The organism is Pseudomonas sp. ARP3 (assembly GCF_001029595.1).
Taxonomy (GTDB): Bacteria; Pseudomonadota; Gammaproteobacteria; order Pseudomonadales; family Pseudomonadaceae; genus Aquipseudomonas; species Aquipseudomonas rhodesiae.
Genome location: NZ_LEKF01000006.1, coordinates 100,030 through 124,471, shown reverse-complemented (window position 1 = coordinate 124,471; position 24,442 = coordinate 100,030). Strand labels below are relative to the sequence as shown.

At 64.1% G+C, this 24,442-nt stretch carries 29 protein-coding genes and 1 pseudogene; 14 read left to right on the top strand and 16 right to left on the bottom strand.

Annotated features, from left to right (window positions below; all coding sequences use genetic code 11):
* Positions 1–40: 40 nt before the first annotated feature.
* Genes nirJ through nirS form a run of 9 tightly spaced genes read right to left on the bottom strand, consistent with a single transcriptional unit; the run spans position 41 to position 6,496 of the window.
* Positions 41–1,219 (bottom strand): heme d1 biosynthesis radical SAM protein NirJ, encoded by a 1,179-nt coding sequence (gene nirJ, locus ABX75_RS09670; RefSeq protein ID WP_034114063.1) that lies wholly within the window; start codon positions 1,217–1,219, stop codon positions 41–43.
* A gap of 13 nt (positions 1,220–1,232) precedes the next feature.
* Entirely contained in the window at positions 1,233–1,733 is a 501-nt protein-coding gene (locus tag ABX75_RS09665; protein ID WP_047881832.1) for an Lrp/AsnC family transcriptional regulator, read from the bottom strand.
* On the bottom strand, positions 1,708–2,151 hold the full coding sequence (locus ABX75_RS09660; RefSeq protein WP_034098493.1) for an Lrp/AsnC family transcriptional regulator: 444 nt from the start codon (positions 2,149–2,151) through the stop codon (positions 1,708–1,710). The genes ABX75_RS09665 and ABX75_RS09660 overlap by 26 nt, the downstream gene beginning before the upstream one ends.
* Complete coding sequence (locus ABX75_RS09655) at positions 2,144–2,632, bottom strand: Lrp/AsnC family transcriptional regulator (protein ID WP_034099829.1); 489 nt, start codon at positions 2,630–2,632, stop codon at positions 2,144–2,146. The genes ABX75_RS09660 and ABX75_RS09655 overlap by 8 nt, the downstream gene beginning before the upstream one ends.
* Positions 2,633–2,655: 23 nt before the next feature.
* Positions 2,656–3,114, bottom strand: a complete 459-nt coding sequence (locus ABX75_RS09650; RefSeq protein WP_034098492.1) for an Lrp/AsnC family transcriptional regulator — start codon at positions 3,112–3,114, stop codon at positions 2,656–2,658.
* A 1-nt stretch (position 3,115) separates the two neighbouring features.
* Positions 3,116–4,285 carry a cytochrome D1 domain-containing protein gene (locus tag ABX75_RS09645; protein ID WP_034138476.1) on the bottom strand — a complete coding sequence of 390 codons (1,170 nt, stop codon included), beginning with the start codon at positions 4,283–4,285 and terminating at the stop codon, positions 3,116–3,118.
* The gene (locus tag ABX75_RS09640) at positions 4,282–4,599 is read right to left on the bottom strand and encodes a cytochrome c (RefSeq protein WP_034114060.1); all 318 of its coding nucleotides are present in this window, start codon (positions 4,597–4,599) and stop codon (positions 4,282–4,284) included. Before ABX75_RS09640 ends, ABX75_RS09645 begins: the two co-directional genes overlap by 4 nt.
* Before the next feature lie 16 nt (positions 4,600–4,615).
* A complete protein-coding gene (locus tag ABX75_RS09635) occupies positions 4,616–4,930 on the bottom strand; it encodes a c-type cytochrome (protein ID WP_034098486.1) in 315 nt (104 codons plus the stop codon).
* 24 nt (positions 4,931–4,954) lie between these two features.
* Positions 4,955–6,496, bottom strand: a complete 1,542-nt coding sequence (gene nirS, locus ABX75_RS09630) for a nitrite reductase (RefSeq protein ID WP_236238674.1) — start codon at positions 6,494–6,496, stop codon at positions 4,955–4,957.
* A 327-nt stretch (positions 6,497–6,823) separates the two neighbouring features.
* On the opposite strand from nirS, the gene ABX75_RS09625 reads away from it, so the two are divergent.
* From ABX75_RS09625 to ABX75_RS09615, 3 genes are read left to right on the top strand one after another with little or no spacing between them, the layout of a single operon-like run.
* Positions 6,824–7,600 (top strand): CbbQ/NirQ/NorQ/GpvN family protein, encoded by a 777-nt coding sequence (locus ABX75_RS09625; RefSeq protein WP_034098482.1) that lies wholly within the window; start codon positions 6,824–6,826, stop codon positions 7,598–7,600.
* Positions 7,584–8,156 carry a cytochrome c oxidase subunit 3 gene (locus ABX75_RS09620; protein ID WP_034114058.1) on the top strand — a complete coding sequence of 191 codons (573 nt, stop codon included), beginning with the start codon at positions 7,584–7,586 and terminating at the stop codon, positions 8,154–8,156. Before ABX75_RS09625 ends, ABX75_RS09620 begins: the two co-directional genes overlap by 17 nt.
* Positions 8,153–8,380 carry a cytochrome C oxidase subunit IV family protein gene (locus tag ABX75_RS09615; protein WP_047881830.1) on the top strand — a complete coding sequence of 76 codons (228 nt, stop codon included), beginning with the start codon at positions 8,153–8,155 and terminating at the stop codon, positions 8,378–8,380. Before ABX75_RS09620 ends, ABX75_RS09615 begins: the two co-directional genes overlap by 4 nt.
* 106 nt (positions 8,381–8,486) lie before the next feature.
* On the opposite strand, the gene ABX75_RS09610 is transcribed toward ABX75_RS09615, so the two are convergent.
* On the bottom strand, positions 8,487–8,876 hold the full coding sequence (locus ABX75_RS09610) for an addiction module antidote protein (protein WP_047881829.1): 390 nt from the start codon (positions 8,874–8,876) through the stop codon (positions 8,487–8,489).
* A 1-nt stretch (position 8,877) separates the two neighbouring features.
* A pseudogene (locus ABX75_RS29955) lies at positions 8,878–8,964 on the bottom strand (type II toxin-antitoxin system RelE/ParE family toxin); the annotation flags it as partial.
* A 239-nt stretch (positions 8,965–9,203) separates the two neighbouring features.
* On the opposite strand from ABX75_RS29955, the gene ABX75_RS09605 reads away from it, so the two are divergent.
* The 3 genes from ABX75_RS09605 to ABX75_RS09595 all read left to right on the top strand — a co-directional run bounded on the left by ABX75_RS09605 (position 9,204) and on the right by ABX75_RS09595 (position 13,192).
* Positions 9,204–9,644: a cytochrome c gene (locus tag ABX75_RS09605; RefSeq protein ID WP_040268608.1), complete on the top strand. Its 441-nt coding sequence runs from the start codon at positions 9,204–9,206 to the stop codon at positions 9,642–9,644.
* A gap of 3 nt (positions 9,645–9,647) precedes the next feature.
* Positions 9,648–11,069 carry a cbb3-type cytochrome c oxidase subunit I gene (locus tag ABX75_RS09600; RefSeq protein WP_047881828.1) on the top strand — a complete coding sequence of 474 codons (1,422 nt, stop codon included), beginning with the start codon at positions 9,648–9,650 and terminating at the stop codon, positions 11,067–11,069.
* A gap of 278 nt (positions 11,070–11,347) precedes the next feature.
* Entirely contained in the window at positions 11,348–13,192 is a 1,845-nt protein-coding gene (locus ABX75_RS09595; protein ID WP_047881827.1) for a nitric oxide reductase activation protein NorD, read from the top strand.
* Here the strand turns inward: ABX75_RS09595 and ABX75_RS09590 are convergent.
* Together ABX75_RS09590 and ABX75_RS09585 are read right to left on the bottom strand one after the other, a co-directional pair.
* Positions 13,186–13,377 carry a hypothetical protein gene (locus ABX75_RS09590; protein ID WP_034098470.1) on the bottom strand — a complete coding sequence of 64 codons (192 nt, stop codon included), beginning with the start codon at positions 13,375–13,377 and terminating at the stop codon, positions 13,186–13,188. The two genes, ABX75_RS09595 and ABX75_RS09590, sit on opposite strands and share 7 nt — an antisense overlap.
* Positions 13,374–14,090: a Crp/Fnr family transcriptional regulator gene (locus tag ABX75_RS09585; RefSeq protein WP_080758748.1), complete on the bottom strand. Its 717-nt coding sequence runs from the start codon at positions 14,088–14,090 to the stop codon at positions 13,374–13,376. The genes ABX75_RS09590 and ABX75_RS09585 overlap by 4 nt, the downstream gene beginning before the upstream one ends.
* 222 nt (positions 14,091–14,312) lie before the next feature.
* Here ABX75_RS09585 and ABX75_RS09580 point away from each other — a divergent pair, with 222 nt between their 5' ends.
* The 8 genes from ABX75_RS09580 (at position 14,313) to ABX75_RS09545 (ending at position 20,954) form a co-directional block, all read left to right on the top strand.
* Positions 14,313–15,503: an NnrS family protein gene (locus ABX75_RS09580; RefSeq protein ID WP_034114051.1), complete on the top strand. Its 1,191-nt coding sequence runs from the start codon at positions 14,313–14,315 to the stop codon at positions 15,501–15,503.
* A gap of 9 nt (positions 15,504–15,512) precedes the next feature.
* On the top strand, positions 15,513–15,944 hold the full coding sequence (locus tag ABX75_RS09575) for a membrane protein (RefSeq protein WP_034098466.1): 432 nt from the start codon (positions 15,513–15,515) through the stop codon (positions 15,942–15,944).
* A gap of 115 nt (positions 15,945–16,059) precedes the next feature.
* The gene (gene pdxH / locus ABX75_RS09570) at positions 16,060–16,707 is read left to right on the top strand and encodes a pyridoxamine 5'-phosphate oxidase (protein WP_040268603.1); all 648 of its coding nucleotides are present in this window, start codon (positions 16,060–16,062) and stop codon (positions 16,705–16,707) included.
* Between the two features lie 84 nt (positions 16,708–16,791).
* A complete protein-coding gene (gene moaB, locus ABX75_RS09565; protein WP_034098463.1) occupies positions 16,792–17,346 on the top strand; it encodes a molybdenum cofactor biosynthesis protein B in 555 nt (184 codons plus the stop codon).
* The gene (gene glp, locus ABX75_RS09560) at positions 17,343–18,575 is read left to right on the top strand and encodes a gephyrin-like molybdotransferase Glp (RefSeq protein WP_034098461.1); all 1,233 of its coding nucleotides are present in this window, start codon (positions 17,343–17,345) and stop codon (positions 18,573–18,575) included. The genes moaB and glp overlap by 4 nt, the downstream gene beginning before the upstream one ends.
* Positions 18,576–18,584: 9 nt before the next feature.
* Positions 18,585–19,580 carry a peptidase U32 family protein gene (locus ABX75_RS09555; protein WP_047881826.1) on the top strand — a complete coding sequence of 332 codons (996 nt, stop codon included), beginning with the start codon at positions 18,585–18,587 and terminating at the stop codon, positions 19,578–19,580.
* A 10-nt stretch (positions 19,581–19,590) separates the two neighbouring features.
* Positions 19,591–20,481, top strand: coding sequence for a U32 family peptidase (locus ABX75_RS09550; RefSeq protein ID WP_034098457.1), 891 nt, complete (start codon positions 19,591–19,593; stop codon positions 20,479–20,481).
* Entirely contained in the window at positions 20,475–20,954 is a 480-nt protein-coding gene (locus ABX75_RS09545; RefSeq protein WP_047881825.1) for an SCP2 domain-containing protein, read from the top strand. Before ABX75_RS09550 ends, ABX75_RS09545 begins: the two co-directional genes overlap by 7 nt.
* On the opposite strand, the gene ABX75_RS09540 is transcribed toward ABX75_RS09545, so the two are convergent.
* The 3 genes from ABX75_RS09540 to ABX75_RS09530 all read right to left on the bottom strand — a co-directional run bounded on the left by ABX75_RS09540 (position 20,942) and on the right by ABX75_RS09530 (position 24,255).
* Entirely contained in the window at positions 20,942–21,622 is a 681-nt protein-coding gene (locus ABX75_RS09540) for a Crp/Fnr family transcriptional regulator (RefSeq protein WP_034098452.1), read from the bottom strand. The two genes, ABX75_RS09545 and ABX75_RS09540, sit on opposite strands and share 13 nt — an antisense overlap.
* A gap of 186 nt (positions 21,623–21,808) precedes the next feature.
* Entirely contained in the window at positions 21,809–22,456 is a 648-nt protein-coding gene (gene narL / locus ABX75_RS09535; protein ID WP_034098451.1) for a two-component system response regulator NarL, read from the bottom strand.
* Positions 22,453–24,255: a HAMP domain-containing protein gene (locus ABX75_RS09530; RefSeq protein ID WP_047881824.1), complete on the bottom strand. Its 1,803-nt coding sequence runs from the start codon at positions 24,253–24,255 to the stop codon at positions 22,453–22,455. The genes narL and ABX75_RS09530 overlap by 4 nt, the downstream gene beginning before the upstream one ends.
* Between the last annotated feature and the right edge of the window lie 187 nt (positions 24,256–24,442).

Genomic DNA, 24,442 nt, shown 5'->3' with positions numbered 1-24,442 from the left:
ACATCCTTGGTCGATCATCAGGAGTGCTGCCCCGGTTGTGTCACCGGGTGGAGCACGGAATCAGGTTGGGCGAGCGCATGGCGATTTCATCGTCGCTCAGGTAGCAACCCGGGTCCGGGCCCCACAGGTCGCCATCGGCCCAGGCGCGGGTACGGGTGTTGCCGTTGCAGATCGGTAGCCAGCGACACTCGGCGCAGCGCCCGCCGATGCGGCGCGGGTATTCGCGCAGGCGCTGCAGCAAGGGGTCGGGTTGGTCGAGCCAGAGCTGGCGGAACGTGGTGTTGCGCACATTGCCCACCGAGTGCTGCCACCAGTAGGTGTCCGGATGCACCTCGCCGGTGTTGTCGATATTGGCGATGCCGCAGCCCGACGCATTGCCGCCCCAACCGTGCAACAGGTGCTCCAGCTGCGGGTAATGCTCAGGCAGATGGCGATGTACCCATTGCAGCAACAGCACCGCGTCGGCGTCGTTGTTGCCGCTGACAAAATCGCTGGCCACGCCGTTTTCGATGTCCTCCCAGGCTTGCTGGAAAATCAGCGCCATGGCGTCGCGGCTGATCTGCCGGTGCGCGTCCAGTTGGCGGCTGCGCTTGCCGCGCCCGCTGTAGTTGAGGTGCGACAGGTAGAACTTCTGCACGTCGTAAGCGCGCATCAGCGCGAGCAATTGCGGCAGCTGCGCGTGGTTGTCCTGGGTCAGGGTGGTCCGCAGGCCCACGCGGATGCCGGCTTCGCGGCACAGACGTATGCCATGCAACGAGCGCTGGAAGCTGCCGTGTGACTGGCGAAAGGCATCGTGGGTCGCCTCCAGGCCATCGATACTGATGCCCACGTAGTCGAAATGCGCGTCGGCAATCTGCTGGATATTGCGCTCATCAATCAGCGTGCCGTTGGTGGACAACGCCACGAAAAAGCCTTTGTCGCGGGCGTAGGCGCTCAGCTGGAATATATCTGCGCGCAGCAGCGGCTCGCCGCCGGAAAGGATCAGTACGCGCACGCCGGCTTCGTGCAGGTCATCGATCACCCGCAGCGCGGTGGCGGTGTCCAGCTCATCGCGGAACACACTGTCGGCGCTGGTGGCATAGCAATGCTTGCAGGTCAGGTTGCACCGGCGCAGCAGGTTCCAGATCACCACTGGCGGCCGCTCGCTGCCGGGGGCCGAGACGCGCGGCGCCGGGCATTGGCCGGCCAGGGTGCGCAAGTACTGACTGATTCGCAGCATGGGCTATTCCTTTTCAGTGCGCCGGCGGCAAGCGCAGGCCGGTTTTTTTCAGGATGCGACTGCTCACCAGCATCTCGTCGGCGCGGCAGGCATCGGCAAGCAAAAAACGCAGGTGCTCGCGGTAGCTGTCGATTTCTTCACGACTGCGCCCATGCACCATGGCGAACAAGTTGTAGGGCCAGCCCGCGCGCCGGGGGCGGCGGTAGCAGTGGCTCACGAACGGCTGCGCGCCTATCAGTTCGCCCAGGCGCGGCAGTTGCTCGTCGGCCACGTCCCACACAGTCATGCCGTTATGCCGATAGCCCAGGCGGTAATGGTTGGGCACCGCCGCGATACGCCGGATCACGCCCTCGGTTTGCAGGCGCTTGAGCAGGTCGAGGGTCGACTCGACGCTGATTCCCAACTGCTCGGCCAGCCACGCCCACGGGTCTTCCAGCAGCGGCAGGCCGTCTTGGGTGAGGGCGATCAGCCGCAGGGCCAGGGGGCTGTCAGACCGGGAAATGCAGACCGACATGGTAGGTGTGCTCCTTGGGCAGGTTGAGCACCGTCAACCCGGTCAGGGTTTCGATGCGCGACAGGGTGGCGTCGAGTTCCTCAGGGCTGGCGCAGGCCAGCACGAACCACATGTTCCAGGCATGTTCGCGGCGGTAGTTGTGGGCCACCTGGGGCAGGGCGTTGAGCTGCTCGGCGACGGCATCGAAGCGCGCCTCGGGCACTGCCAGCGCGGCCAAGGTGAATGCCCCGCCGACGCGCTCGATATCAAACATCGGGCCGAACCGGGTGAGCACGCCGTCTTCAAGCAACGCGTGCAGGCGGTCGAGTACCTCACCGGGCGCGCAGCCGAGTTCCTGCGCCACTGACTGCCAGGGCTGACGTACCAGGGGCAGGCCGTGTTGCAGGCGATTGATCAATTGGCGATCCCGTTCATCCATGGGCCCACACCTGCGACGGTGGCGGCGCAAAACGTCCGCCGCATTGTTTGAACGCGTGGGTACTGAACAGCACCTGGTGGGGAAGGTCGTTGAGCAGGTGCTCGGCCAATAGCGTCTCGATGTGCGCCTCGACCACCGCCCGCTCGCGGCCGTGGACCATACAAAACAGGTTATAGCGCCACTGCGGCAGGCGGCGCGGACGCTGGTAACACAGGTTCACCCCCGGCGCGCGGCCCAGGCGCTGGCCGACGTTATCCACCAAGGCATCCGGCACATCCAGCACCAGCATGGCGTTGGCCACAAAACCCAGGGCGCGATGGTTGAGTACCAGCCCGACGCGCCGGAACAAGCCTTGTTCATGCCAGTGCTGCATTTGCTGCAACACCTGGTCGTGATGGGCACCGATCTGCTCCGCCAGCGCGTCGTAAGGCCGCGAGACCCGTGGCAAACCGCGCTCCAGGCACTGGCGCAGGTCGAGCATCTGCTCCTGGGTCAGCGGCGCGATCACGGATGCCCTCCCAGGGAGAACCCGAGGTCGATGCGGTAGGCGCTGAGCATCGGCAGATCCAGCGGTGTCAGGCCGGTGTCTTGTTCCAGCTCATCGAGGATCTGCTGTAGATGTTGACGGTGCGGGCCGGTCACCACGAACCACAGGTTGTAGTGATGCTCGCGGGCGTAGTTGTGATTGACTTCCGGGTATTGGCTGACCCGCGCCGCCACCTGTTCCAGGCGTTCGGCCGGGACTGCCAGGGCGGCCAGGGTGCTGGCACCGGCGCGGGTATGTTCGAACACCGGGCCGACGCGCGAGAGGGCGCCGGCCAGTTCCAGGCGTTGCAGGCAGGTCATCAATTCGGCCTCGCTGCATTTCAAGACCTGGGCCATTTCCCGGTACGGTTCGGCGCACAGCGGCATGCCGTGCTGGTAGCGTTCGATCAAGTGCTGGCTGAGTCGATCAAGGTCCATCTCAATACCCCATTTTTTGTGCACGAGTGCTGAAGAAAATTCCGCTGGGGCTCAAGGCCGGCAAGGTCTTGAGCAAGGTCATTCGATACGGGTCCCAGACCTGCACCTGCTCGCCGTCGCGCACCGACAGCCACAGCTGTTCGCCGCGCCCGGTGAACTCCATGTGCAGCACGCCGGGGCCGGGGCGCAGGTCGGCGACCACTTGGTGGGTTTCGCTGTCGATCACCTGCACGCGGTCGTTGTCCGGGTAGGCGAAATTGACCCACAGCTGGCGCCCATCCGGCCGTGCGGTGACGAAGATCGGTTGGCCGGCCACGGCGATCGCGGCGCTCTGCTGCCAACTGCGCGCGTCCATCACCAACACCTGGTGTCGGCCCACGGCGGGCACGAACGCTTGGTTGTCGGCTACGGCCCAGCCTTCCAGGTGCGGCATTTTGTACACCGGCAACTTGGCCTGGCCGCGTCCGTAGTCCTTGAGTACCCGTTGCACACCGCGCTCCGGGTGCCACAGGTCGAGCTGGGCCATGCCGTCCTCGCCGAACAGACCGGCCATGTAGTAGCGACCGTCGGCGGTGATCAGTGCGTCATAGGGCTGCTCACCGATGTCGGTGAAACGGGTGAGGGTCGGGGTGTTGCCGTGGCTGAAGTCCGCGCTCCAGATCTCGCCGGTGTCGAACAGGCTGAACACGAAACGCTGCCCCGGCGCGTCCACCAGCCCCACCACCCGCGAGCGTTTGCCGTTGGCCAGGGGCGTGGCGGGAATGTCGGCGACCTGCTCCAAGGTGACGGCATCGAAGACCTTGACCCCGCCCGGCTGGTAGTTGGACACGGCAATCAGGCGGCCATCCTGGCTGATCGCGCCGCCAATACTGTTGCCGCCCTGGATGATGCGTTTAGCGATGCGCTGGGTCAGCAAGTCGACCTTGGTCAAGCCGCCGTCGCGGGCGAACACATAGGCATAGCGTTGGTCGCGGGAAAACACCGCCGAGGCGTGGGACAGATCGCCCAGCCCTTCGATGCGCGCCAGCTCGGTCATGCCGCTGCTTTCAACGATCTGCACACTGCCGCTGGCACGTTCGATCACCAGACCCAGGTCGCCGCTGCCGCGCAGCGTCGGTTGGGCACAGGCGCCGAGCAGCAGGCACAGGGAGAACACGGCGGGTCGCATCATGGGGTGGGGCGTCCTTGCAGCAGGCGGTCGGCCAGCCAGGCAATATCGCCGGCGCTGAGCAGTGGGCCCCAGCCGGGCATGGCGCGGGCTGGGCGACCGTAAGTGATGGTGGCGATCAGGCTGGCGCGGGGTTGGCCGGCCAGGGCCTGGGGCGTGAGGGGCGGGCCGAGGCCGCCGGTCAGGTGCAGGCCATGGCAGGCGCCACAGTCCTGGGTCAGCAGGTGTTCGAGGCGGGCGGCGTCGGGTGTCGCCGTCGCCCACGCGGGGACCAGCATGAGCAGCGCCATGGCCGAACCGAACATCGATGCTTTCATGGCGTGCTCCTTGTGGTTATTTCAAGCTCAGGACCCAATCGGCCAACACCTTGGCTTCTTCATCGGTGACCTGGTTCGGCGGCATAGGGATCGGCCCCCAGTTACCCTGGGTGCCGTTCTTGATATGACTGGCCAGGGTCGCGGCGGCGTCTTTCACGCCGGTGTTCTTGGCGGCGACTTCCTTCATGGCCGGGCCTACCAACTTGCTGTCCAGGGTGTGGCAGCCGACACAGGGTTTACTGTTGAACAGGGCTTGGCCGTCTTGAGCCAGGGCCGGTTGCAGGCTGAACGCAGCGCTGCAAGCCAGCAGTGCGAGGAGCATATTTTTCATGGGCGGACCTCGTGTTGATGGGGCTCAATAAATGTCGTGTTGGGTGTTGTAAACGTTGAATTTGCCGGTCGGGGTGATCAGGCGTTTGTCCTTGATCACCTGCTTGAGCTTCAGGGTTTTGTCATCGATCACCACCAGCGCCGATTCTTCGGTCTGGCCGTTCCACACCGAGAACCACACCTCGTCGCCGGCCTTGTTGTATTCCGGTTGCACCACGCGCATAGCGCCTTGCTTGATCCCCGAGTATTCGGCGATCGGCAGCACGGTGTAGCCCTTGTCGAGCTGGTTGATATCGAACACCGCCACCGACTGGCTGAGCTTGGCGTCGGGGTTGAGGGTGGTGTCCACGTACAGGTGATGGGAGTTGGGGTGGGTCTTGATAAACAGCGAACCGCCGCCCTGGCCCTTGAGGGTTTCCACCTGTTTCCAGGCGTATTGCGGGTGCTTGATCGGGTCGGTGCCGATCACCGAAATACCGCCGTCGCCCAAGTGGCTGGTGGCCCACACCGGCCCGTAGGTGGGGTGGATAAAGTTGGCGCCACGCCCGGGGTGCGGGGTCTTGCCCACGTCCACCAGCGCGGCCAGGGTGCGCGCCTTGGAGTCGATCACCGCCACCTTGTTCGAGTTGTTGGCCGCTGTGAGGAAGTAGCGGTGGGTGCTGTCCCAGCCGCCGTCGTGCAGGAACGGCGCGGCGTCGATGGTGGTGATGGTGAGGTTCTTGATGTCCTGGTAGTTGACCAGCATGACCTTGCCGGTTTCCTTGACGTTGACGATGAACTCCGGCCACTCGTGGGACGCGATGATCGCCGCCACACGGGGTTCTGGGTGGTACTCCTGCTTGTCGACGGTCATGCCGCGGGTGGAGACGATTTGCTTGGGTTCCAGGGTCTCGCCGTCCATCAGGGTGAACTGCGGCGGCCAGTAGGACCCGGCAATCGTGTACTTGTCTTCGTAGCCCTTGAACTTCGAGGTCTCCACCGACCGCGCCTCGATACCCACCTTGATTTCGGCGACTTTGGTGGGCTCGGTGGGCCACAGGTCGATCATGTCGATCTTGGCGTCACGGCCGATCACCAGCAGGTAGCGACCCGAGGCGGAGATCCGCGAAATATGCACGGCATAACCGGTTTCGATCAGCTTGACGATCTGCTTGGTGTCGCCGTCCACCAGGGCGATCTTGCCGTCGTCGCGCAAGGTCACCGAAAACAGGTTTTGCAGGTTGAGGTGATTGAGCTGTTTTTTCGGGCGGTCTTCGGGCTTGACCAGCACTTTCCAGGTCTTGAGCGTCTCGGCCATGCCCCATTCCGGCGGGGTCGGCGCGGTGTGCTGGATGAAGGTAGCCATGCTGCTGATCTGCGCTTTGGTCAGCGCATTGGAGGTGCCCCAGTTCGGCATGCCGGCGGGCGAGCCGTAGGTGATGAGCGCTTCCAGGTAGGCCTGGCCGCGGGCCTGGGTGATGTCCGGCGTCAGGGGCTTGCCGGTGGCTCCCTTGCGCAGCACGCCGTGGCAGCCGGCGCAGCGTTCGAAATAGATCTGTTTGGACGCGTCGAAATCAGCCTGGCTCATGTCCGGCGCGCCGGCGGTCTTGACCACGGCGGGCTGGGCGTTGCCGTGGGCGCTCAGGGGCAGGGTCAGGGCCAGTGCGCAGCCGAGGCTGGCGAGGCTTAAGGTGAAGGGGTTCGTGCGGCGAGTCAGCATTCCATTTACTCCTCAGGCGAGACCTTTGCGGTGCCTCGCAACACGGTGCGGGGCGCAGGTTCTTAGTGCCGGGCCAGACTATGGCGTGGCCTCGCAAAGCTCGCTTGACGGCGATCAAGTTTGCCTGGGTTAGCGCTTGCCAGGTTGTCGCAGGCGCCCTTAGCGTGGCCCTCGAACCCGCCTCGGATATACACGATGAACGCGCCTTTCTATCAGCCTCTCGACAACGAACAGCGTCTGTTCGAACACGCCTGGCAGCACCGCATGCCGGTGCTGATCAAGGGCCCCACCGGCTGCGGCAAGACCCGCTTCGTGCAGCACATGGCGCATCGCCTGAACCTGCCCCTGTACACCGTGGCCTGCCACGACGATCTGAGCGCCGCCGACCTGGTCGGTCGCCATCTGATCGGCAGCCAAGGCACCTGGTGGCAGGACGGCCCGCTGACCCGCGCTGTGCGCGAGGGCGGCATCTGCTACCTCGATGAAGTGGTCGAAGCGCGCCAGGACACCGCCGTGGTCCTGCACCCGGTGGCCGACGACCGTCGCGAGCTGTACCTGGAACGCACCGGCGAAGTGGTCAAGGCGCCGCCGTCATTCATGCTGGTGGTGTCATATAACCCCGGTTACCAGAACCTGCTCAAGGGCATGAAACCCAGCACTCGCCAGCGTTTCGTGGCGCTGCGTTTCGACTACCCGGCGGCGGCGGACGAAGCGCGTATCGTCGCGCGCGAAGCGCAGGTGGATAACGCCCTGGCCAGCCAGGTGGTGCGCCTTGGCCAAGCCTTGCGGCGCCTCGATCAGCACGACCTGGAGGAAGTGGCCTCCACCCGCCTGCTGATTTTTACCGCGCGCCTGATCGCCGCCGGCATGCCGCCGCGCGAAGCGTGCATGGCCTGCCTGGCCCAGGCCCTGAGCGACGACCCGCAAACCATCGCGGCGCTGATGGACGTGGTGGATGTGCACTTTGCCTGAGCCCCGGCGCCTGCCGGGGGACGTGGCGATGTGGTTGTTCATCCTCGCTGAACTGACCGTGTTCGCGATATTGATCCTGGCGTTTGCCGTGACCCAGCGGCTCCTACCCGAGGTGTTCGCCCAAGGGCGCGCGCAACTGGATACCTCGACCGGCCTGGCAATGACCTACAGCCTGTTGAGCGCGGGTGCGTTGGCCGCATTGGCCGTGCAGCAGGTGCGCTTGGGTCGCGCGCGGCGCGGTAGTGTCTTGCTGCTCGGCGCATGGCTGGTGGCGCTGGTGTATGTGTGGATCAAACTCACCGAATACCGCCATCTGATCGACGCAGGGCTGGGGCTTGAGCGCAGCACATTCTTCACCTTGTACTGGATCGTCACCGGCTTTCACTTTTTGCATGTGCTGCTGGGCCTGGTGATTCTCGCTTGGCTCGGGTGGCGCTGCTGGCAACGGCAGTACCTGGCACCACACTTGAGTGGGCTGGAATCCGGCGTGTTGTATTGGCACATGGTCGACCTGGTGTGGGTGGTGTTGTTTGCGCTGGTGTATGTGATCCGATGAACACCTCAGTGAGGTTGTGGCTGTGTTGGGCGGGCCTGATGGTAATGAGCCTCGGCACCGTGTGGAGTGGCGCGGCGGGGGTAGTGGTGTTGCTGGCGATGGTCAAGGGCTGGGTGATTGTGGATGGGTTTATGGAGTTGCGGCACGGGCCCTGGAAGTGGAGGGTGGCGATGCTGGGGTGGGGGCTGGTGGTGTTGGCGGGGATTGTGGGGTTGAGCGCTTGAGAATTCGATCACCCTTAAGGACCTGGTAGGACACCAATGCCTGAACCGCACGCCTCGTGGCCTGGGGCGCTGGGAGGCGAGCCTCCCACTGAGGACGGTCGTTCGCTCAGAGCTTACCGGGCGCCGCCGGCTTGGTTCGTACAGTTCTCTTGAGTCTCGCTGCTGCAATCGGCTGTACAGTCAGTTCGACACCTAAGGCCAGCATCAGCTTCTGGACCGTTTCATAACGGGTTTTCGAGCCACCCTTGAGCGTTTTATACAGGCTCTCGCGATTAACTCCCGCGGCCTCCGCCACCTTGTTCACACCTTGGGCCTTGGCCACTTCGGCAAGCGCTTTCATCAGCAACTGCGGCTCGTGCGAGTGCATGCTTTGCGCCAGATAAGCGCTGATGGTTTCCGGGCTGTCGAGGAAGCGCGAAGCCTCATAAACGCTTGTGCCGGATGTATCAAGATCGAGGACCGGCATGTCCTCGGGTTTGAATTTCGATTCAGTCATTTCATCCACCTCTCAGGGCATCGAGAATCTCTTTTGCCCGTTTGATCGCTCTTTTCCGGTCGGTTTTATCACTGCCCCAAAGCATCAATTAGAAAATACCTAGTCCAGAGGTCGTACGTGCGGCCAGACGAGACTATTAGCGCGTGTTTCTCCTTCTGCCTTCATGCGCTGAAGCTCGTTTAGAGCACTCCCATTTGTGCCGAATGAAGTGGCAGGTGGGTCCGTTCCATACCCGACTAAAACCATCAACATTTCTTGATCGCCATCAAGCCGTTTTCGCCCGCCGCCTTCCTATCATGACCCCCGCCAAGCCATGAGGAAGCGACCATGTCAGATACCTTCACCAAGGGCATGGCCAGGAATATCTACTTCGGAGGAAGCGTGTTCTTCTTCCTGATTTTCCTGGCCCTGACCTATCACACCGAACAAACCTTTCCCACCCGCAGCAACGTTGATCAGCTCACCGAATCGGTGGTGCGTGGCAAGGGTGTGTGGGAGCGCAACAATTGCATCGGCTGCCACACCCTGCTCGGCGAGGGCGCGTACTTTGCGCCGGAGCTGGGCAATGTGTTCAAGCGGCGCGGCGGTGAAGAGGGGTTTAAACCGTTCCTGCATGCCTGGATGAAAATGCAGCCCCTGGGTGTACCGGGGCGCCGGGCCATGCCGCAATTCAACCTCACTGACCAAGAGGTGGATGACATGGCCGAGTTCCTTAAATGGAGTTCGAAGATCGATACCAATAACTGGCCACCGAACAAGGAGGGCTGAGCCATGCGCAGCGCCAACCCCTATCTGAAATTCCAATCCCAGGCCGTGGCCAAACCCTACTTCGTGTTTGCGCTGATGCTGTTCGTCGGCCAGGTGCTGTTCGGGCTGATCATGGGCCTGCAATACGTAATCGGCGATTTTCTGTTCCCGCTGATTCCTTTCAACGTGGCACGGATGGTTCACACCAATCTGCTGATCGTGTGGCTGCTGTTCGGCTTTATGGGAGCCGCGTATTACTTGGTGCCCGAAGAGGCCGACCGTGAACTGCACAGCCCCAAACTGGCGATCCTGCTGTTCTGGGTGTTCGCCGTGGCGGGGGTGCTGACCATTCTCGGCTACCTGCTGGTGCCGTATGCGGCGCTGGCCAAACTGACCCACAACGAACTGCTGCCGACCATGGGGCGTGAGTTTCTTGAGCAACCGACCATCACTAAAATGGGCATCGTGATGGTGTGCCTGGGCTTTCTCTACAACATCGGCATGACCCTGCTCAAAGGCCGCAAAACCACGGTCAGCCTGGTGATGATGACCGGTCTGATCGGCCTCGCGGTGTTCTTCCTGTTCTCCTTCTACAACCCCGGCAACCTGGCACGGGACAAGTTCTACTGGTGGTGGGTGGTGCATCTGTGGGTGGAAGGCGTGTGGGAATTGATCATGGGCTCGATGCTGGCGTTCGTGCTGATCAAGGTCACCGGGGTCGACCGCGAAGTGGTGGAAAAATGGCTGTACGTGATCATCGCCATGGCCTTGATCACCGGCATCATCGGCACCGGCCACCACTTTTTCTGGATCGGCGCACCGGAGGTGTGGCTGTGGGTCGGTTCGATCTTCTCGGCCCTGGAACCGCTGCCGTTCCTGGCGATGGTGATGTTCGCCTTCACCATGGTCAAACGCCGGCGGCGCCAGCACCCCAATCGCGCGGCGACGTTGTGGGCAAAGGGCACCACGGTCACGGCGTTTTTCGGCGCGGGTGTGTGGGGGTTCCTGCATACCCTGGCACCGGTCAACTTCTACACCCACGGCACTCAGCTCACGGCGGCTCACGGCCACCTGGCGTTCTTCGGCGCCTACGCCATGATCGTGATGACCTTGATCAGCTACGCCATGCCGCGCTTGCGCGGAATCGGTGAAGCGCCGGATGCGCGCTCGCAGACCGTCGAAGTGTGGGGCTTCTGGATGATGGTGCTGTCGATGGTGATGATCACGCTGTTCCTCACCGCCGCCGGCGCCGTGCAAGTGTGGTTGCAGCGCTGGCCGGTGGATGGCGTGGCACTGCCGTTCATGGCCACGGTGGAGCATCTGCGCCTGCTGTTCTGGGCCAGATTGGTTTGCGGCCTGGTGTTCCTGCTTGGGCTGCTCTGCTACCTGTACAGCTTCCGGCAACGCGCCCGGATGGCTGGAGCAGCGGTGCCGATCGTCTACTGAAAGTAACGCGATCCCAATGTGGGAGCAGATTTGTTGTAGTGAGCAGGCTTGCCCTGCGCTGGGCTGCGAAGCAGTCCCATTCCAGACGATGCGTTTCATCTGGTATACCGAGGCGCCTGGCTGGGGGCCGCTTCGCAGCCCAGCGCAGGGCAAGCCTGCTCACCACAGCGTCAGGTGTCAGTCTGTGGAATTTGTTTAGACACCTCTGCCCAGCTGCAGCCCCTCACACATTTGGATCCCGGCGTGCCCGTCGAATCCCCTAAGTTGGAGCCGATCCCATGGCCTTTACCCTGGAGCTGGAAGAGTGGGTCGGCAGTGTCTGGCATCGCTTTATCACTCGCCGTGCCCGCGTCGATTTCCCCCACGCGCGGGTCGATCTGGCCGACCGCCAGCGCAGCCTGGCGCTATTGTTCCGTGCCCTGGGCGGTGCCAGTGGGATCGCCCTGGAAGCCGCCAGCGAGCGCGACTTGCTGCTGCGTCGCAACCTGCTGATGCGCATCGCCGGCACCTGTAAGCAGGCGCCACTGGCCTGCTGCGATGGCAACCGCCTGCGCCTGCCGTCGAGCCTGGCGGTGTTCCCGACCGTCGCGTTGAACCTGGAGTTGTACCGCTGGCTGGCGCTGCTGGCCGCCCACGCCGGCCCCATGACCCATTGGGCCCGGGACAACCAACGCTGGACCTGGCTGCTGCTGCAACGCTACCCGGCGCTGCTGCCCGGCTACCAGCGCCTGGTGGAGGCGCATATCGCGTTGCGCCCCGACCCGGCCAGCCTCAATCGCGCTGAAGCCGCCCTGGAAAACGCCTTGCGCAAGGCCCTGCGCGAGCCGGGCAGTGTGCGCCAACTGCCCCGTAGCGAACGCGCCGCCTGGCCGTTGCCCTTATGGCTTTACCCGCCGTTGCACCTGGATTCGCCTCAAGCCCTGAACGGTGAAGATGACGACGGCGACGACTTCGCCACCCCGCCCGGCGAGCAGCAGGGCGCGCCCAAGCGTGCCAGCCGTGTGGACGATCACAGTCGCGACGGTGGCCTGCTGGTGGTGCGCCTGGAGAACCTGTTCAGTTGGAGCGAACACGTCGAGCTTGATCGCTGGTCCGATGACAGCCACGACCCCGACGCCGCCCGTGTCGCCGAGGACCTCGACCACTTGAGCCTGTCGCGCCAGCGCGTGCGCAAGAGCGGCGGCCTCAAGCTGCACCTGGACCTGCCGCCGGCGGATGTGGATGACATTCCCTTGGGGGAGGGCATCAAACTGCCCGAATGGGACTACCGCCGCCAGTGCCTGCAAGACGGCTTCGTCAATCTGCAAACGATGCAACCGCGCGACGCCCAGCCGCAGCCCTTGCCGCCGCGTCTACACGCCGAGGCTCGGCGCCTGCGCCAGCAATTTATGCGCCTGCGCACCGACCGCCAGTGGCAGCGCCAGCAAGCCCAAGGCAGTGAGTTGGACTTGCAGGCCTGGCTGGATTTTCACGTCGAGCGTCAGCACGGCGCGTGCGCCGAACGGGGTCTGTTCCTGGAGCAGCGTCACCATCATCGCGACCTCGCGTGCTTGCTGCTGGCGGACGTGTCGATGTCCACCGATGCGCACCTGAACGACGAGCAAACCGTGATCGACGTGATCCGCGACAGCCTGCTGCTGTTCGGCGAAAGCCTGGCGGGGGCGGGGGATCGTTTTGCGCTGTATGGGTTTTCATCCCTGCGTCGCCATCAGGTGCGTTTGCAACAGCTCAAAAGTTTTGCGCAACCCTACGGCGACCACACCCGCGGCGCGATCCAAGCGCTCAAGCCCGGGTACTACACGCGCATGGGCGCGGCCATTCGCCAAGCGACCCAGTTGCTCGGGGCCTGCACCCAACGGCGCAAATTGCTGTTGCTGTTGACCGACGGTAAGCCCAATGACCTGGACCTGTATGAAGGACGCTACGGCGTCGAAGACACCCGTCAGGCGGTGTTGGAGGCGCGGCTCCAGGGGTTGATCCCGTTCTGTATCACCATCGACAAACAGGCCGGCGACTACCTGCCGTACATGTTCGGTGCCCATGGCTTTACCCTGATCCGCCAACCCGGCCAGTTGCCCCAGCGCTTACCGCAGCTGTACCGGCAATTGACCGAACGTCAGTAGATGTCCCGTGGCAGCCAGAAGAACATGGCGATGCAAAACAACGTGAGGCCCACGCAGAACCATTGGAAGCGGCTCAGTCGGCGGGCCATGCCGCTGGCCTCGGACGCCGGCAGCGGCATGCCGCAGCCTTCGCAGGTATCGCGCTCCAGCGCGTTGCGCCGTTGGCAATACAGGCAGGTTTTCACTCGAATTGCTCCAGGCGCGCACGGTCGAGAATGGTGATCTGGCGACCGTCCTGAGTGATGATATGTTCGTCGATCAAGCGCCGGATAATCCGCGAAAACGTCTCCGGCTGGATCGACAGGTGCCCGGCGATCAACTGCTTGGCCATCGGCAGTTCAAAGCGGCTGTCACCGCCGTGCAAGTGCATCAGTTGCGTCAGCAGATAGCGCACCACACGGTGCGTAGCGTTTTTCAGCGACAGGGTTTCGATCTCGTTGACCCGCTGGTGCAGACGCATGCACAGCTTGCCGAGCAGGGCAAAGGTCAGGCGGCTGTTGCTGTGCAACAGGCGCATATAGGTGGCGTTGGACAACCGGTACAACTGGGTCGGGCACACCGCTTCAGCGCAGGCCACATAGTTGGGAGTGTCCATCAGCATCATCGCCTCGGCGAAGGTCTGTCGCTCGCCGATCACCTCAAAGACCTTCTCCTGGCCATCCGGGGTCAGGCGGTAGATCTTCACCGCGCCGGCAATCACGAAATAAAACGCCTCGGCCGGCTCGCCCTGGCGGAACAACGGCTCGCCTTTGTCTACGCTGAGCAACTGACTGCTGCTCATCAAGTCGTCCAGTTCCTCCTCATTCAGCGGTTCGAACAGGTGGTGGCTGCGCAGGATCTGGTGATGCACGCGATGCAATACCCGGCCTGGCTCCTTGAAAATCAGCGGGGCGTTCACACCAACACCAGGGACACGCCGCTTGCCGCAGCGAGCATGGAGCCAAGGATCACAAACCAGGCGAGGGGGACGTAGGCGTTTTTCATCGTGGCTCCACGGTGATAGTCAATATTGGCGTAGCGCAAGCGTACGCGCGATGGCCGGGCCGCGACTTGATCTACGACAAGGGCAACGCATGGCCATCGGCGCAACATCGTCACAGTCCTGAAGGGAGACCCTGTTATGCAAGTGCTCGATCGGCGCAAGGCCTTGTCGATTACCCCGTTGTTTCGCCTGGCTTTCCGGCCATTTTTCCTCGGCGCCTGCCTGTTGGCCGCGTTGGTTATCCCGTTATGGCTGCTGGCCCTGGGCGGGCAAACGGGGGCCTGGCAGCCAGCCGGCGGTTGGCTGGCCTGGCATCGGCATGAACTGCTGTTCGGCTTTGGCCTGGCGATCATCGCCGGGTTCTTGCTCACGGCCGTGCAGACTTGGACCGGCCGCCCGGGGCTCAGCGGCGGCGCCTTGCAGGGGCTGGCGGCGTTGTGGCTGGCGGCGCGCATCGGTTGGCTGCTGGATTTGCCCTGGCCGGTGCTCACACTGCTGGAACTGGCGTTCCCGCTGGCCGTTGCCGGGGTGATGGGCTGGACCCTTTGGCAAGTGCGGCAGTCGCGCAATTACCCGGTGGTGCTGGTGCTGGCGCTGTTGGCCGTGGCGGACGGGCTGTCACTGTATGGGCTGTGGCGCCAGGACGAAGGCTGGCAGCGCCAGTCGGTGTTGACCGGCGTGTGGCTGGTGGCGGCGATGATGGGCTTGATCGGTGGGCGGGTGATTCCGTTCTTCACCCAGCGCGGTGTGGGCCGCGTCGAAGCGGTCAAGCCGTGGCCGTGGCTGGACCGTCTGTTGCTCGGCGGCTCGTTGCTGGTGGCGGTGTTGTATGCCGTGGGGTTGGCGCTGTCGGCCAGCCGCTGGACCGGCGTGCTGTTCGCCGCGCTGGCGGCGGGGCATGGGGTGCGTCTGTTGCGCTGGCATGACCGGGGTCTGTGGCGGGTGCCGCTGCTGTGGTCGTTGCACCTGGCGTATGCCTGGCTGGCGGTGGCGTGCCTGGGCATGGCGCTGTGGCATTTCGGCGCGCCGCTCAACCCCAGCCTGGCGGTGCACGCCTTGACGGTGGGCGCCATGGGCGGGCTGATTCTGGCGATGATCGCCCGCGTCAGCCTTGGTCACACCGGCCGGCCCTTGCAGCCGCCCAGCGGCATGACCCTGGCCTTTGTACTGCTGAACCTGGCCGCTGTCTGCCGCGTGCTGCTGGTATTGGTGTGGCCGCTCGCCGCGCTGTGGCTGGCGGCGGTCTGCTGGACCGTCGGACTCGGCCTGTACCTGTGGCGCTACGGCCCGATGCTGTGCCGCCCACGTGTCGATGGCCATCCCGGTTAGGAGAACGCAATGCTCTACTCTGGCTTACTGATCGTGCATCTGCTGGCGGCCATCGCCTTTATCGGCACGCTGTTTTTTGAAGTGGTGATCTGGCACAGCGCGCGCCAAGAGCTGGCATGGTCGGCGCAGTTCACCTCGGACCACGCCATCGCCCGGCGCGCGCGGCGGGTGCTGCATGCCGTGGTGGTGGTGCTGTACGGCGCCGGTATCGGCTTGGCCTGGCATTACCGCGGGGTGTTCAGCGTGCCGTGGGGCAGCCATTTTGCCGCGTTGCTGAGCCTCAAGATCGTGCTGGCCCTGAGCATCATCGGCCACTACGTGTGGCTGGCCTATCTGCTCAGTCATCAGCGCTTGAGCCCCCGGCGTGCGACGTGGATCCGCCGCAGCATCCTGGGGCATATGGTGCTGATCGTAGTACTGGCCAAACTTATGGTGCGCTGATCAGACGTATCGGTCGCCCCATGCGGCGTCATGCCACGGGCGAATGTTGATCGTGATCAAGGGATAAAGCCGCGGCAGTTCCCACACTGTGGCGAACTTTCCGGAGGACCGCGCCATGCCCCTGTCCCTTGCACAATTGCGCCGTAACTACACCCTGTATGGTCTGCGGGACGAAGCCGCGCAGGCCGACCCTATCGAGCTGTTCGGCCAATGGCTGAGCCAGGCGCGCAAGACCGAAGTGCCGCCCGCCGAGGCCAACAGCATGGCCCTGGCCACCGTCGACAGCCAAGGGCATGCCCACTGCCGCATCCTGCTGCTCAAGGGTTTTAGTGCCGAGGGGTTTTTCTTTTTCTGCAATTACCAGAGTGCCAAGGGGCAGGAATTGGCGAGCAACCCCCATGCGGCCATGACGTTTTTCTGGCCGGGGCTGGAGCGTCAGGTACGCATAGAAGGGCCGGTGGTGCGCGCCGATACGCAGCTGTCCGACGACTATTTCGACGCGCGTCCGGCCGCCAGCCAGTTGGGCGCCTGGGCCTCGCCCCAAAGCCAGCCTCTGGCCCATCGCAGCGAGCTGGAAGGCCGCCTGCGCGAAGTCACCGAGCGCTTCGCCGGGCGCCAACCGCCACGCCCCGAGCACTGGGGCGGCTACTGCCTGCAACCGCAACGCATCGAGTTCTGGCAAGGCCGCCCCGACCGCCTGCATGACCGCCTCGACTACCGCCTGCACGCGGGCACCTGGCAGCACACGCGCCTGGCCCCCTGACCGGCATACCTCCTTGGAGGAATAGGCCCTGCGCTCATTGCGGCGCAGGCTGACGCTCACTTTTCAATGCCTGGAGCCTGGATCATGGCCCATTTGACCCAACGGGATTTTGTCCCTCTGAACATCGCCGTGCTGACCATCAGCGACACGCGCACCCTCGCCACCGACACCTCAGGCCAGACCCTGGTGGACCGTCTGCAAGGCGCCGGTCATGTGCTGGTCGACCGTGGCCTGGTGATCGATGACATCTACCAGATCCGCGCGCAGGTATCGCTGTGGATCGCCGACCCTGACGTGCAGGTGGTGCTGATGACCGGCGGCACCGGTTTTACCGCCCGTGACAACACGCCCCAGGCGGTGGCGCCATTGCTCGATAAACAGGTCGACGGCTTCGGCGAGCTGTTCCGCCAGGTGTCCCTGGCCGAAATCGGCACCTCGACCCTGCAATCGCGCGCACTGGCCGGCCTCAGTAACGGCGTGCTGGTGTGCTGCATGCCGGGCTCGCCAGGCGCGTGCCGCACCGCTTGGGACCAGATCCTCGCGGGCCAGTTGGACAGCCGCACCGGCCCGTGCAATTTCGTGCCGCACCTCAAGGCCCAGGCCAACCAGAACGTGGCGGCCTGCGGGGCGCGCTTATGAGCGCCTCGGTGTGCGACGCCGGGCACCTGATGCCGGTGGACGACGCCATTGCCCAATTGCTGGCCCAGGCGCCGCCGCCACCGGCGACCCAGGTGATCGGTCTGTCTGAAGCCCTGGGCCGAGTGGTGGCCGAGGACGTGTTTTCGCCCCTGGATTTGCCGAGTTGGGACAACAGCGCCATGGACGGCTATGCCCTGCGCGCCGCAGATGTGCCGGCCGAAGGCGGCTATCTGCTGGTGGCCGGGCGCGTGGCCGCTGGGCAAAGTCGTCAGCAAAGCCTGGAGGCGGGGGAGGCGGTGCGCATCTTTACCGGTGCGCCGTTGCCGCCCGGGGCCGACAGCGTGGTGCCCCAGGAGCGCTGCCGCGTGTATGCGCAGCGCGTGTGGTGCCCGCCGGTACGCCTGGGTGAGCACGTGCGCAAACAGGGCGAAGAACTACGCCGTGGCGCCACGTTGATCAGTGCCGGGCAACGCCTGCGCGCCCAGGAAATCGGCTTGCTGGCCTCGGCCGGTATCCCGCGGGTAAAAGTCTATCGGCCGTTGCGCGTATGCCTGCTCAGCAGCGGCAACGAATTGCGTGAACCCGGCGAGACCCTGGTCCCTGGGCAGATCTACAACAGCAACCGCCATTGCCTCGCGGCGCTGCTGCGCGGCTGGGGCGTGGACGTGCATGACTATGGCGTGATGGCCGACCAATTGGCGGCCAGTCGCGATGCCCTGGCGCTGGCCTCGTCGGAGTGCGACCTGCTGTTGACCTCGGCCGGGGTGTCGGTGGGCGAGGAGGATCACCTCAAACAGGCCATCGAAGCCCTGGGCCAGGTGAATTTCTGGCGCCTGGCGATCCAGCCCGGCAAGCCGCTGGCTTTCGGCACCGTGGCGGGCAAGCCCTGGTTGGGGCTGCCGGGTAACCCGTCGGCGGCGCTGATCACCGCGTTGGTGGTGCTGCGCCCGTTTCTGCTACGGGCCCAGGGCATGACACAGGTACTGCCCACCCCGGTGCAGGTGCCGGCGGGGTTCGAATGGCCCCATCCCAACCAGCGTCGTCAGTACCTGCGCGCCCGCCTGGACAGCGATGCGCACGGGCAATTGCGCGTGACCGTGCATCCGCAGCAAAGCTCGGCGATGTTGTCGGCCGCGTGCTGGGCCGACGGCCTGGCCATTGTCGAACGCGAACAGCGGGTGGTCAGGGACGACCCGGTGGCCTTCTTGTCTTTCACTGAATTCCTGTGAGGAACCCCCATGCAACTGGTTTGCCCGGCAGGCAACTTGCCTGCGCTCAAAGCGGCGGTGCGCCAAGGCGCCGACGCGGTGTACGTCGGTTTTCGCGATGACACCAATGCCCGACATTTCGCCGGGCTGAACATGGACGACAAGCAGTTCGACGGCGCCGTCGCGTTTATCCGTCAGCACCAGCGCAAGCTCTATGTGGCGGTCAATACCTATCCGCAGCCGAAGATCTGGGCGCGCTGGCAACGCGCCGTGGATCGCGCCGCCGACCATGGCGTGGACGCGCTGATCGCCGCTGACCCCGGGGTGCTCGACTATGCCCACCGGCACCATCCGCAGATGGCGTTGCACCTGTCGGTACAAGGCTCGGCCACCCACGGCGCGGCGTTGAAGTTCTACGCCGAGCGCTATGACATCCGCCGCGCCGTGCTGCCCCGCGTGCTGTCCCTGGCCCAGGTCAAGCAGGTGGCCGCCAGCAGCCCGGTGCCCATCGAAGTGTTCGGCTTCGGCAGCCTGTGCATCATGGCCGAGGGGCGCTGCCATTTGTCTTCCTACATCACCGGCGAGTCGCCCAACCTGTGCGGCGTGTGTTCGCCGGCCAAAGCGGTGCGCTGGAGCGAGGACGCCGATGGCCTCAGCGCGCGCCTGAGCGATGTGCTGATCGATCGCTACACCGCCGATGAACCGGCTGGTTACCCGACCCTGTGCAAGGGCCGCTTCCTAGTGGAGGGCAAGCGCTTCCACGCCCTGGAGGAGCCCACCAGCCTGGACACCCTGGACCTGTTGCCCGAACTCAGTGCCATGGGGGTGGCGGCCATCAAGATCGAAGGCCGGCAACGCAGCCCGGCCTATGTGGAGCAAGTCACCCGAGTCTGGCGCGCCGCGCTGGACGCCCACTGCCTTGCGCCCGCCCGTTTTGCGGTGCAGGACCAGTGGCGCCAGGTGTTGGCCGGGTTATCCGAAGGCAGCCAGACCACCCTGGGCGCCTACCACCGTGCATGGCAATAAGGAGCGCTTGATGAAACTCAGCCTCGGACCGGTGCTGTTTTACTGGGACAAAGACCACTTGGGTCGTTTCTATTCGGACATGGCCGGCTTGCCCCTGGACGTGATCTACCTGGGGGAAACCGTGTGCGCCAAGCGCCGCGCCATGTCCCTCGACCATTGGCTGGGCCTGGGCCGCGAGTTGCAGGCCTGCACCTCGGCACAGATCGTGTTGTCGAGCCTGACCCTGATCGAGGCCGCCTCCGAACTGTCGAGCCTGCGCCGCCTGTGCGACAACGGCGAGCTGCTGGTGGAAGCCAACGACATGGGCGCGGTGCAGATGCTGGTGGAACGCAAGTTGCCCTTTGTCGGCGGCCCGGCGCTCAACCTCTACAACGGCCACGCCCTGGTGCAACTGCTTGACGCCGGTATGCAGCGCTGGGTGCCGCCAGTGGAGTGCTCCCAGGATCTGATCGCCGATGTGCTGGAGCAGGTACGCGAATTGGGGCGGCCATTGCCCGAAGTGGAAATCTTCGCCTACGGCCATCTGCCCCTGGCCTATTCGGCACGCTGCTTTACCGCCCGCGCGGAAAACCGGCCGAAGGATGACTGCCGCTTCTGCTGCCTCAACTACCCCGACGGCATGCCCCTGACCAGTCAGGAAGGCCAGGCACTGTTTACCCTCAATGGCATTCAGACGATGTCGGCCGAGGTCACCAACCTGTTGGCCGACTACGCCGGGTTGGTGCAGTGCGGCGCCGATCTGCTGCGGTTGAGCCCACGGGCCGAGGGCATGGTGGGCATCGTCAAAGCCTTCGACCAGGTGCGCCACGGCGCCACGCCGCCGCTGTATGTGGATGGCTGCAACGGTTACTGGCATGGCCAAGCGGGCATGCTGCGCGTCGAGGAGGTGGGCCTGTGCTGAAGCGTAAAGTGTGGTTGCTCAAAGGCGCTGACCGTCTGTTGCCGTTGCTGCGGCATGTGCCGTTCACGGTGCAGCGCCACGCCCTGCAACAAACCCTCAACCGCTGCCTGGCCGAACCGCTGCGCGACGGTGGGTTCGACCTGCTGCGTGGGCGCTGGCTGTGCCTGCGCATTCCCGACCTGGGACTATGCTGGTACCTGACCCTCGCGCGGGACGGCTTGCGCATCGCCGAAAAAGCCGAGGCCCAGGTGAGCATCAGCGGCAACTGGCGGGAGTTCTTGTTGCTGGCCAGCCGGCAGGAGGACCCGGATACGCTGTTCTTCCGGCGCCGGCTAGTGATCGAAGGCGATACCGAGTTGGGCTTAGGCGTCAAGAACCTGATCGACAGCCTGGACCCGGACGTCTTGCCGGCTTGGCTGTGGCGCAGCCTGGAGCGGATGGGGAGGGGGGTGGTTGAACGTCAGCCGGCCTGATACCCCATCAACTGTTCTTCGCTCAAGATGCGGATGGTGCGCCGTTGGACTTCGATCAACCCACCCTCCACCAGCCGATGCAGAATCCTTGAAAAGGTCTCCGGCTGGATCCCCAGCTTGGACGCCACCAGGCGCTTGGGTACCTGCAACACCACCTCGCCGCTGACAGCATTGCGCTCCTGGAACAGAAAATTGATCACCCGGCGGCTGGCGTTGGCCAGGGTCAAGGTGTCGATGTCCTTGAGGCGCTGATGCAGGTGGATGCTCATGCTGCCCAGAATTGCCAGGCAGATCTTCGGCTGATCCTCCAGCGCGCGCCGGTAGTGTTGGCCTTCGATGCTCACCAGCACGCTGTCCTTGAGCGCCGTGGCGCTTACCGGATACGCCTTGGCCGCAGTGAACAGCAGCGCTTCGGCGAACGTCTGACCGGGTTGGATCACCTCCACCAGGTGTTCCTGGCCTTCATCGGTGACCCGATGCAGCTTGATCTGCCCACTGACCAGCAGGAAGAACCGTTCGGCCGCGTCACCTTGATGCAGCAGCGGAGTGTGACCGGGCACGCGCTTGAGATTGGCCAGGGTGCAGACATCCTGGAAGGTTTTTTCCGGGAGCTGGCTGAACAGGTGGTGCCGACGCAGGGTCAGGACGATATGGGGATGAGTGAGCATGTTTGGGCCTCCACAAAGGGCTAGCGTAGGGCGCTTGAGCCGGTGTGGATATGCCTCTGTCGGTGTACCTCTGTGGTCTGAACTGCTGCTATCGGGGGCAAGCCCCCTCCCACATTCCGACCGCACCGGCTATCAGATGTGGGAGGGGGCTTGCCCCCGATAACGGAGTATCAGCCCCGGACAGTATCAACCCGCCTGCCGCAAATGCTCCATCGCCCATACCGCCGCTTCCACCCGCGAGCGCAAGCCCAATTTATGCAGCAGGTTCTTCACATGCACCTTCACCGTGCCCTCGGTGATGCCCAACTTATGCCCGATTACCTTGTTGCTGTAGCCACCGGCGATGGTCTTGAGCACTTGCCGCTCCCGTTCGGTCAACTCCACCGCCGCATGGGGCTGGGGTGAGCGCAACGCCTGGGCCAGCACCCGAGTCAGGCCGGGGCTGATCACCAGGGCGCCGTTCAACGCATCGCGGATGTATTCCACCACCAGTTCCGGCTCCATGTCCTTGAGCAGGTAGCCGTTGGCATCCAGGCGCAGCGCGTCGCGGATGTCGTCTTCGGCGTCGGACACGGTAAACAGCAGCACCTTGCCCGCATAGTCCATGGCGCGCAGGCGGCGTAGGGTTTCCAGGCCGTTCATGTGCGGCATGTTGTTGTCCAGCAGCACCAGGTCCGGTTGCAGGCTGTCGATAAGGTCGAGGGCTTCCTGGCCATTGCCGGCTTCGCCGACCACCCGCAGGTCGTCTTCCAGCTCAAGCATTTGGCGCATGCCGTGGCGCATCATCGGATGGTCGTCCACCAGCAGAAGGGTATGGCGTGGGAGGCTGTTCATGAGGCAGTGCTCGCTAAAGAGTGGCCGAGGAATTCCGGCCGGAAACCCAGGTGCACCCGGGTGCCCTGGGGCTCACGCGGGCTGATATCGAGTTGGCCGTGCAGGCTGCGGGCGCGCTCGTCCATGATGGTCAGGCCGTGGTGTTCGCGCCGGTCAACCTCGCCGCTGAAGCCGCGACCGTCGTCTTCGATGCTCAAACTGACGGTCTCACCGACCTGGCGCAGTTGCAGCCAGGCGTTTTGCGCATGGGCGTGGCGCAAGCAGTTGGATAGTGCCTCGCGGGTGATCTGCAACACATGGATCTGCTCGCTGGCCGACAGTTGGAAGGCCAGGGCATCCACATGCAGATGCACCTGGAATTCACCGCGCCGCGAGAACTCTTCGGCGGTCTCCGACAGCTCCTGCACCAGCCCGGCATCGTGAATCTGCAGGCGGAACGTGGTGAGCAGTTCGCGCAGTTGGCGGTAGGCGTTGTTTAGCCCCTCGCGCAGTTCGGCGGTGACGGTGGCCAGGGTTTCCACCGGTTCGCCACGGCGGATCAGCGTCTGCATACGGCTGACTTGCAGCTTCATGTACGACAGCGCCTGGGCCAGGGAATCGTGCAGTTCACGGGCAATGATGGTGCGCTCGTCCAACAGCAGCAGGCGGTGGTCCTGCTCGCGCTGGCGTTTGAGGGACAGCGAGGTGCCGATCAAGTTGGCCAGGGCCTGGATCAGTTGTTTTTCCCAGTCCTGGGGCGCGTGGCCGTCGAGGAAATGCGCCTTGAGTTCGCCCAGTTCCGAGCCCTGGTTGCTGATGCTGAAAATCTGCGGCGGCGCCACTTTGTGTTTCTGGCAGCTGGCGCAATCGCCGATGGCGCACACATTGCGGCTGTCGCCACCGTGCAGGGCCAGTATCTGCTGGGCCGGCGCGAGAAAGTGGCCTTGCAGGCACAACGACAGACGCAGCCCCGGCAGGCGCTGCTGGAAGCGCCGGATCAATTCGTCCAGCCCTTCGGCGTTGGCCAGGCGCGTGGCCAGGCTACGGCTGCTCTGGTACAGCAGCTCCAACGCGGCGTTGGCCTGTTGCAGGTTGAGGGTCTTGAGCTGCACCTGGGTTTCGAGGGTGCGATGGGAGGCTTCGATGGTCTCAGCCATGGCGTTGAAGCTCAGGGCCAGTTGCCCCAGTTCGTCTTCGGAGCGGTGGTTGACGCGGGTTTTGAAATCGCCGTCGCGAAAGCGTCGGGTGGCGTGCACTAGTTCTTCCAACGGGTTGACCACACCGTATTGCAGTTCATACAGGCCGATCAGCAGGATGATCAAGGTGCTGAACAGTGCCAGGCCCTGAATGCCTTGCTGCCAGCCTTGCTTCTGTTCGCTTTGTTGCTGCAACAGGCTGACGAAGTGGTTCAGTTGCTCGACGAACGCCGGGGCATTGAACTGGAAAAACGCCGCGTCGCCGCGTATCAGCGCTGGGCGCAGCGCGTCGTGCCAGCGCTGCTGGATCTGCTGGTAACTCTGCAACAGCGCGCTGCGTGGGCCGTCTTCCAGCACGGCTTTGAGGGATTGGCTGTCGAGGCGGCTTTGCAGGCTGCGCGCGATCGCGTCAACTTCGTCGGCCGGCGCGGCGGCGGCGAGTTTCCAGCTCAGGTGGTAGGTCTCCATGCGTACTGAGCCTGCGGTATTGATCGCGGCCGCGTCGCCCTGGCTGAACCAGGCGATCAGCCCGGCACTCAGGGAGCTGGACAGGGCCAGGATGGCGATCAGGATAACGGCCAGGCCGGCGCGGGCGGGCAGGGAGCTGCGCAGCCAGTCAAGCATGGCGGCGTAATCGAAACAGGCGAAGGGGCAGCATAGTCGCACCAGGCATGGAAAAAAGGACTGAACACAGCCTTCCCTGGCGGACTACCTCTAAAGAATTGCCGGCGAACCCTCCCACGGATAAAAGCCGGCACAAGAGACCAATCCATTGATAAATAAAGGCTTTCTCTTGTTGTTAGGTCTACCT

What these genes read in the sequence shown, in the direction of transcription:
- nirJ (WP_034114063.1), bottom strand. Translation starts at nt 1,219, where the DNA reads ATGCTGCGAATCAGTCAGTACTTGCGCACCCTGGCCGGCCAATGCCCG.
- ABX75_RS09665 (WP_047881832.1), bottom strand. Translation starts at nt 1,733, where the DNA reads ATGTCGGTCTGCATTTCCCGGTCTGACAGCCCCCTGGCCCTGCGGCTG.
- ABX75_RS09660 (WP_034098493.1), bottom strand. Translation starts at nt 2,151, where the DNA reads ATGGATGAACGGGATCGCCAATTGATCAATCGCCTGCAACACGGCCTG.
- ABX75_RS09655 (WP_034099829.1), bottom strand. Translation starts at nt 2,632, where the DNA reads ATGCTCGACCTGCGCCAGTGCCTGGAGCGCGGTTTGCCACGGGTCTCG.
- ABX75_RS09650 (WP_034098492.1), bottom strand. Translation starts at nt 3,114, where the DNA reads ATGGACCTTGATCGACTCAGCCAGCACTTGATCGAACGCTACCAGCAC.
- ABX75_RS09645 (WP_034138476.1), bottom strand. Translation starts at nt 4,285, where the DNA reads ATGATGCGACCCGCCGTGTTCTCCCTGTGCCTGCTGCTCGGCGCCTGT.
- ABX75_RS09640 (WP_034114060.1), bottom strand. Translation starts at nt 4,599, where the DNA reads ATGAAAGCATCGATGTTCGGTTCGGCCATGGCGCTGCTCATGCTGGTC.
- ABX75_RS09635 (WP_034098486.1), bottom strand. Translation starts at nt 4,930, where the DNA reads ATGAAAAATATGCTCCTCGCACTGCTGGCTTGCAGCGCTGCGTTCAGC.
- nirS (WP_236238674.1), bottom strand. Translation starts at nt 6,496, where the DNA reads ATGAGCCAGGCTGATTTCGACGCGTCCAAACAGATCTATTTCGAACGC.
- ABX75_RS09625 (WP_034098482.1), top strand. Translation starts at nt 6,824, where the DNA reads ATGAACGCGCCTTTCTATCAGCCTCTCGACAACGAACAGCGTCTGTTC.
- ABX75_RS09620 (WP_034114058.1), top strand. Translation starts at nt 7,584, where the DNA reads ATGTGCACTTTGCCTGAGCCCCGGCGCCTGCCGGGGGACGTGGCGATG.
- ABX75_RS09615 (WP_047881830.1), top strand. Translation starts at nt 8,153, where the DNA reads ATGAACACCTCAGTGAGGTTGTGGCTGTGTTGGGCGGGCCTGATGGTA.
- ABX75_RS09610 (WP_047881829.1), bottom strand. Translation starts at nt 8,876, where the DNA reads ATGACTGAATCGAAATTCAAACCCGAGGACATGCCGGTCCTCGATCTT.
- ABX75_RS09605 (WP_040268608.1), top strand. Translation starts at nt 9,204, where the DNA reads ATGTCAGATACCTTCACCAAGGGCATGGCCAGGAATATCTACTTCGGA.
- ABX75_RS09600 (WP_047881828.1), top strand. Translation starts at nt 9,648, where the DNA reads ATGCGCAGCGCCAACCCCTATCTGAAATTCCAATCCCAGGCCGTGGCC.
- ABX75_RS09595 (WP_047881827.1), top strand. Translation starts at nt 11,348, where the DNA reads ATGGCCTTTACCCTGGAGCTGGAAGAGTGGGTCGGCAGTGTCTGGCAT.
- ABX75_RS09580 (WP_034114051.1), top strand. Translation starts at nt 14,313, where the DNA reads ATGCAAGTGCTCGATCGGCGCAAGGCCTTGTCGATTACCCCGTTGTTT.
- ABX75_RS09575 (WP_034098466.1), top strand. Translation starts at nt 15,513, where the DNA reads ATGCTCTACTCTGGCTTACTGATCGTGCATCTGCTGGCGGCCATCGCC.
- pdxH (WP_040268603.1), top strand. Translation starts at nt 16,060, where the DNA reads ATGCCCCTGTCCCTTGCACAATTGCGCCGTAACTACACCCTGTATGGT.
- moaB (WP_034098463.1), top strand. Translation starts at nt 16,792, where the DNA reads ATGGCCCATTTGACCCAACGGGATTTTGTCCCTCTGAACATCGCCGTG.
- glp (WP_034098461.1), top strand. Translation starts at nt 17,343, where the DNA reads ATGAGCGCCTCGGTGTGCGACGCCGGGCACCTGATGCCGGTGGACGAC.
- ABX75_RS09555 (WP_047881826.1), top strand. Translation starts at nt 18,585, where the DNA reads ATGCAACTGGTTTGCCCGGCAGGCAACTTGCCTGCGCTCAAAGCGGCG.
- ABX75_RS09550 (WP_034098457.1), top strand. Translation starts at nt 19,591, where the DNA reads ATGAAACTCAGCCTCGGACCGGTGCTGTTTTACTGGGACAAAGACCAC.
- ABX75_RS09540 (WP_034098452.1), bottom strand. Translation starts at nt 21,622, where the DNA reads ATGCTCACTCATCCCCATATCGTCCTGACCCTGCGTCGGCACCACCTG.
- narL (WP_034098451.1), bottom strand. Translation starts at nt 22,456, where the DNA reads ATGAACAGCCTCCCACGCCATACCCTTCTGCTGGTGGACGACCATCCG.
- ABX75_RS09530 (WP_047881824.1), bottom strand. Translation starts at nt 24,255, where the DNA reads ATGCTTGACTGGCTGCGCAGCTCCCTGCCCGCCCGCGCCGGCCTGGCC.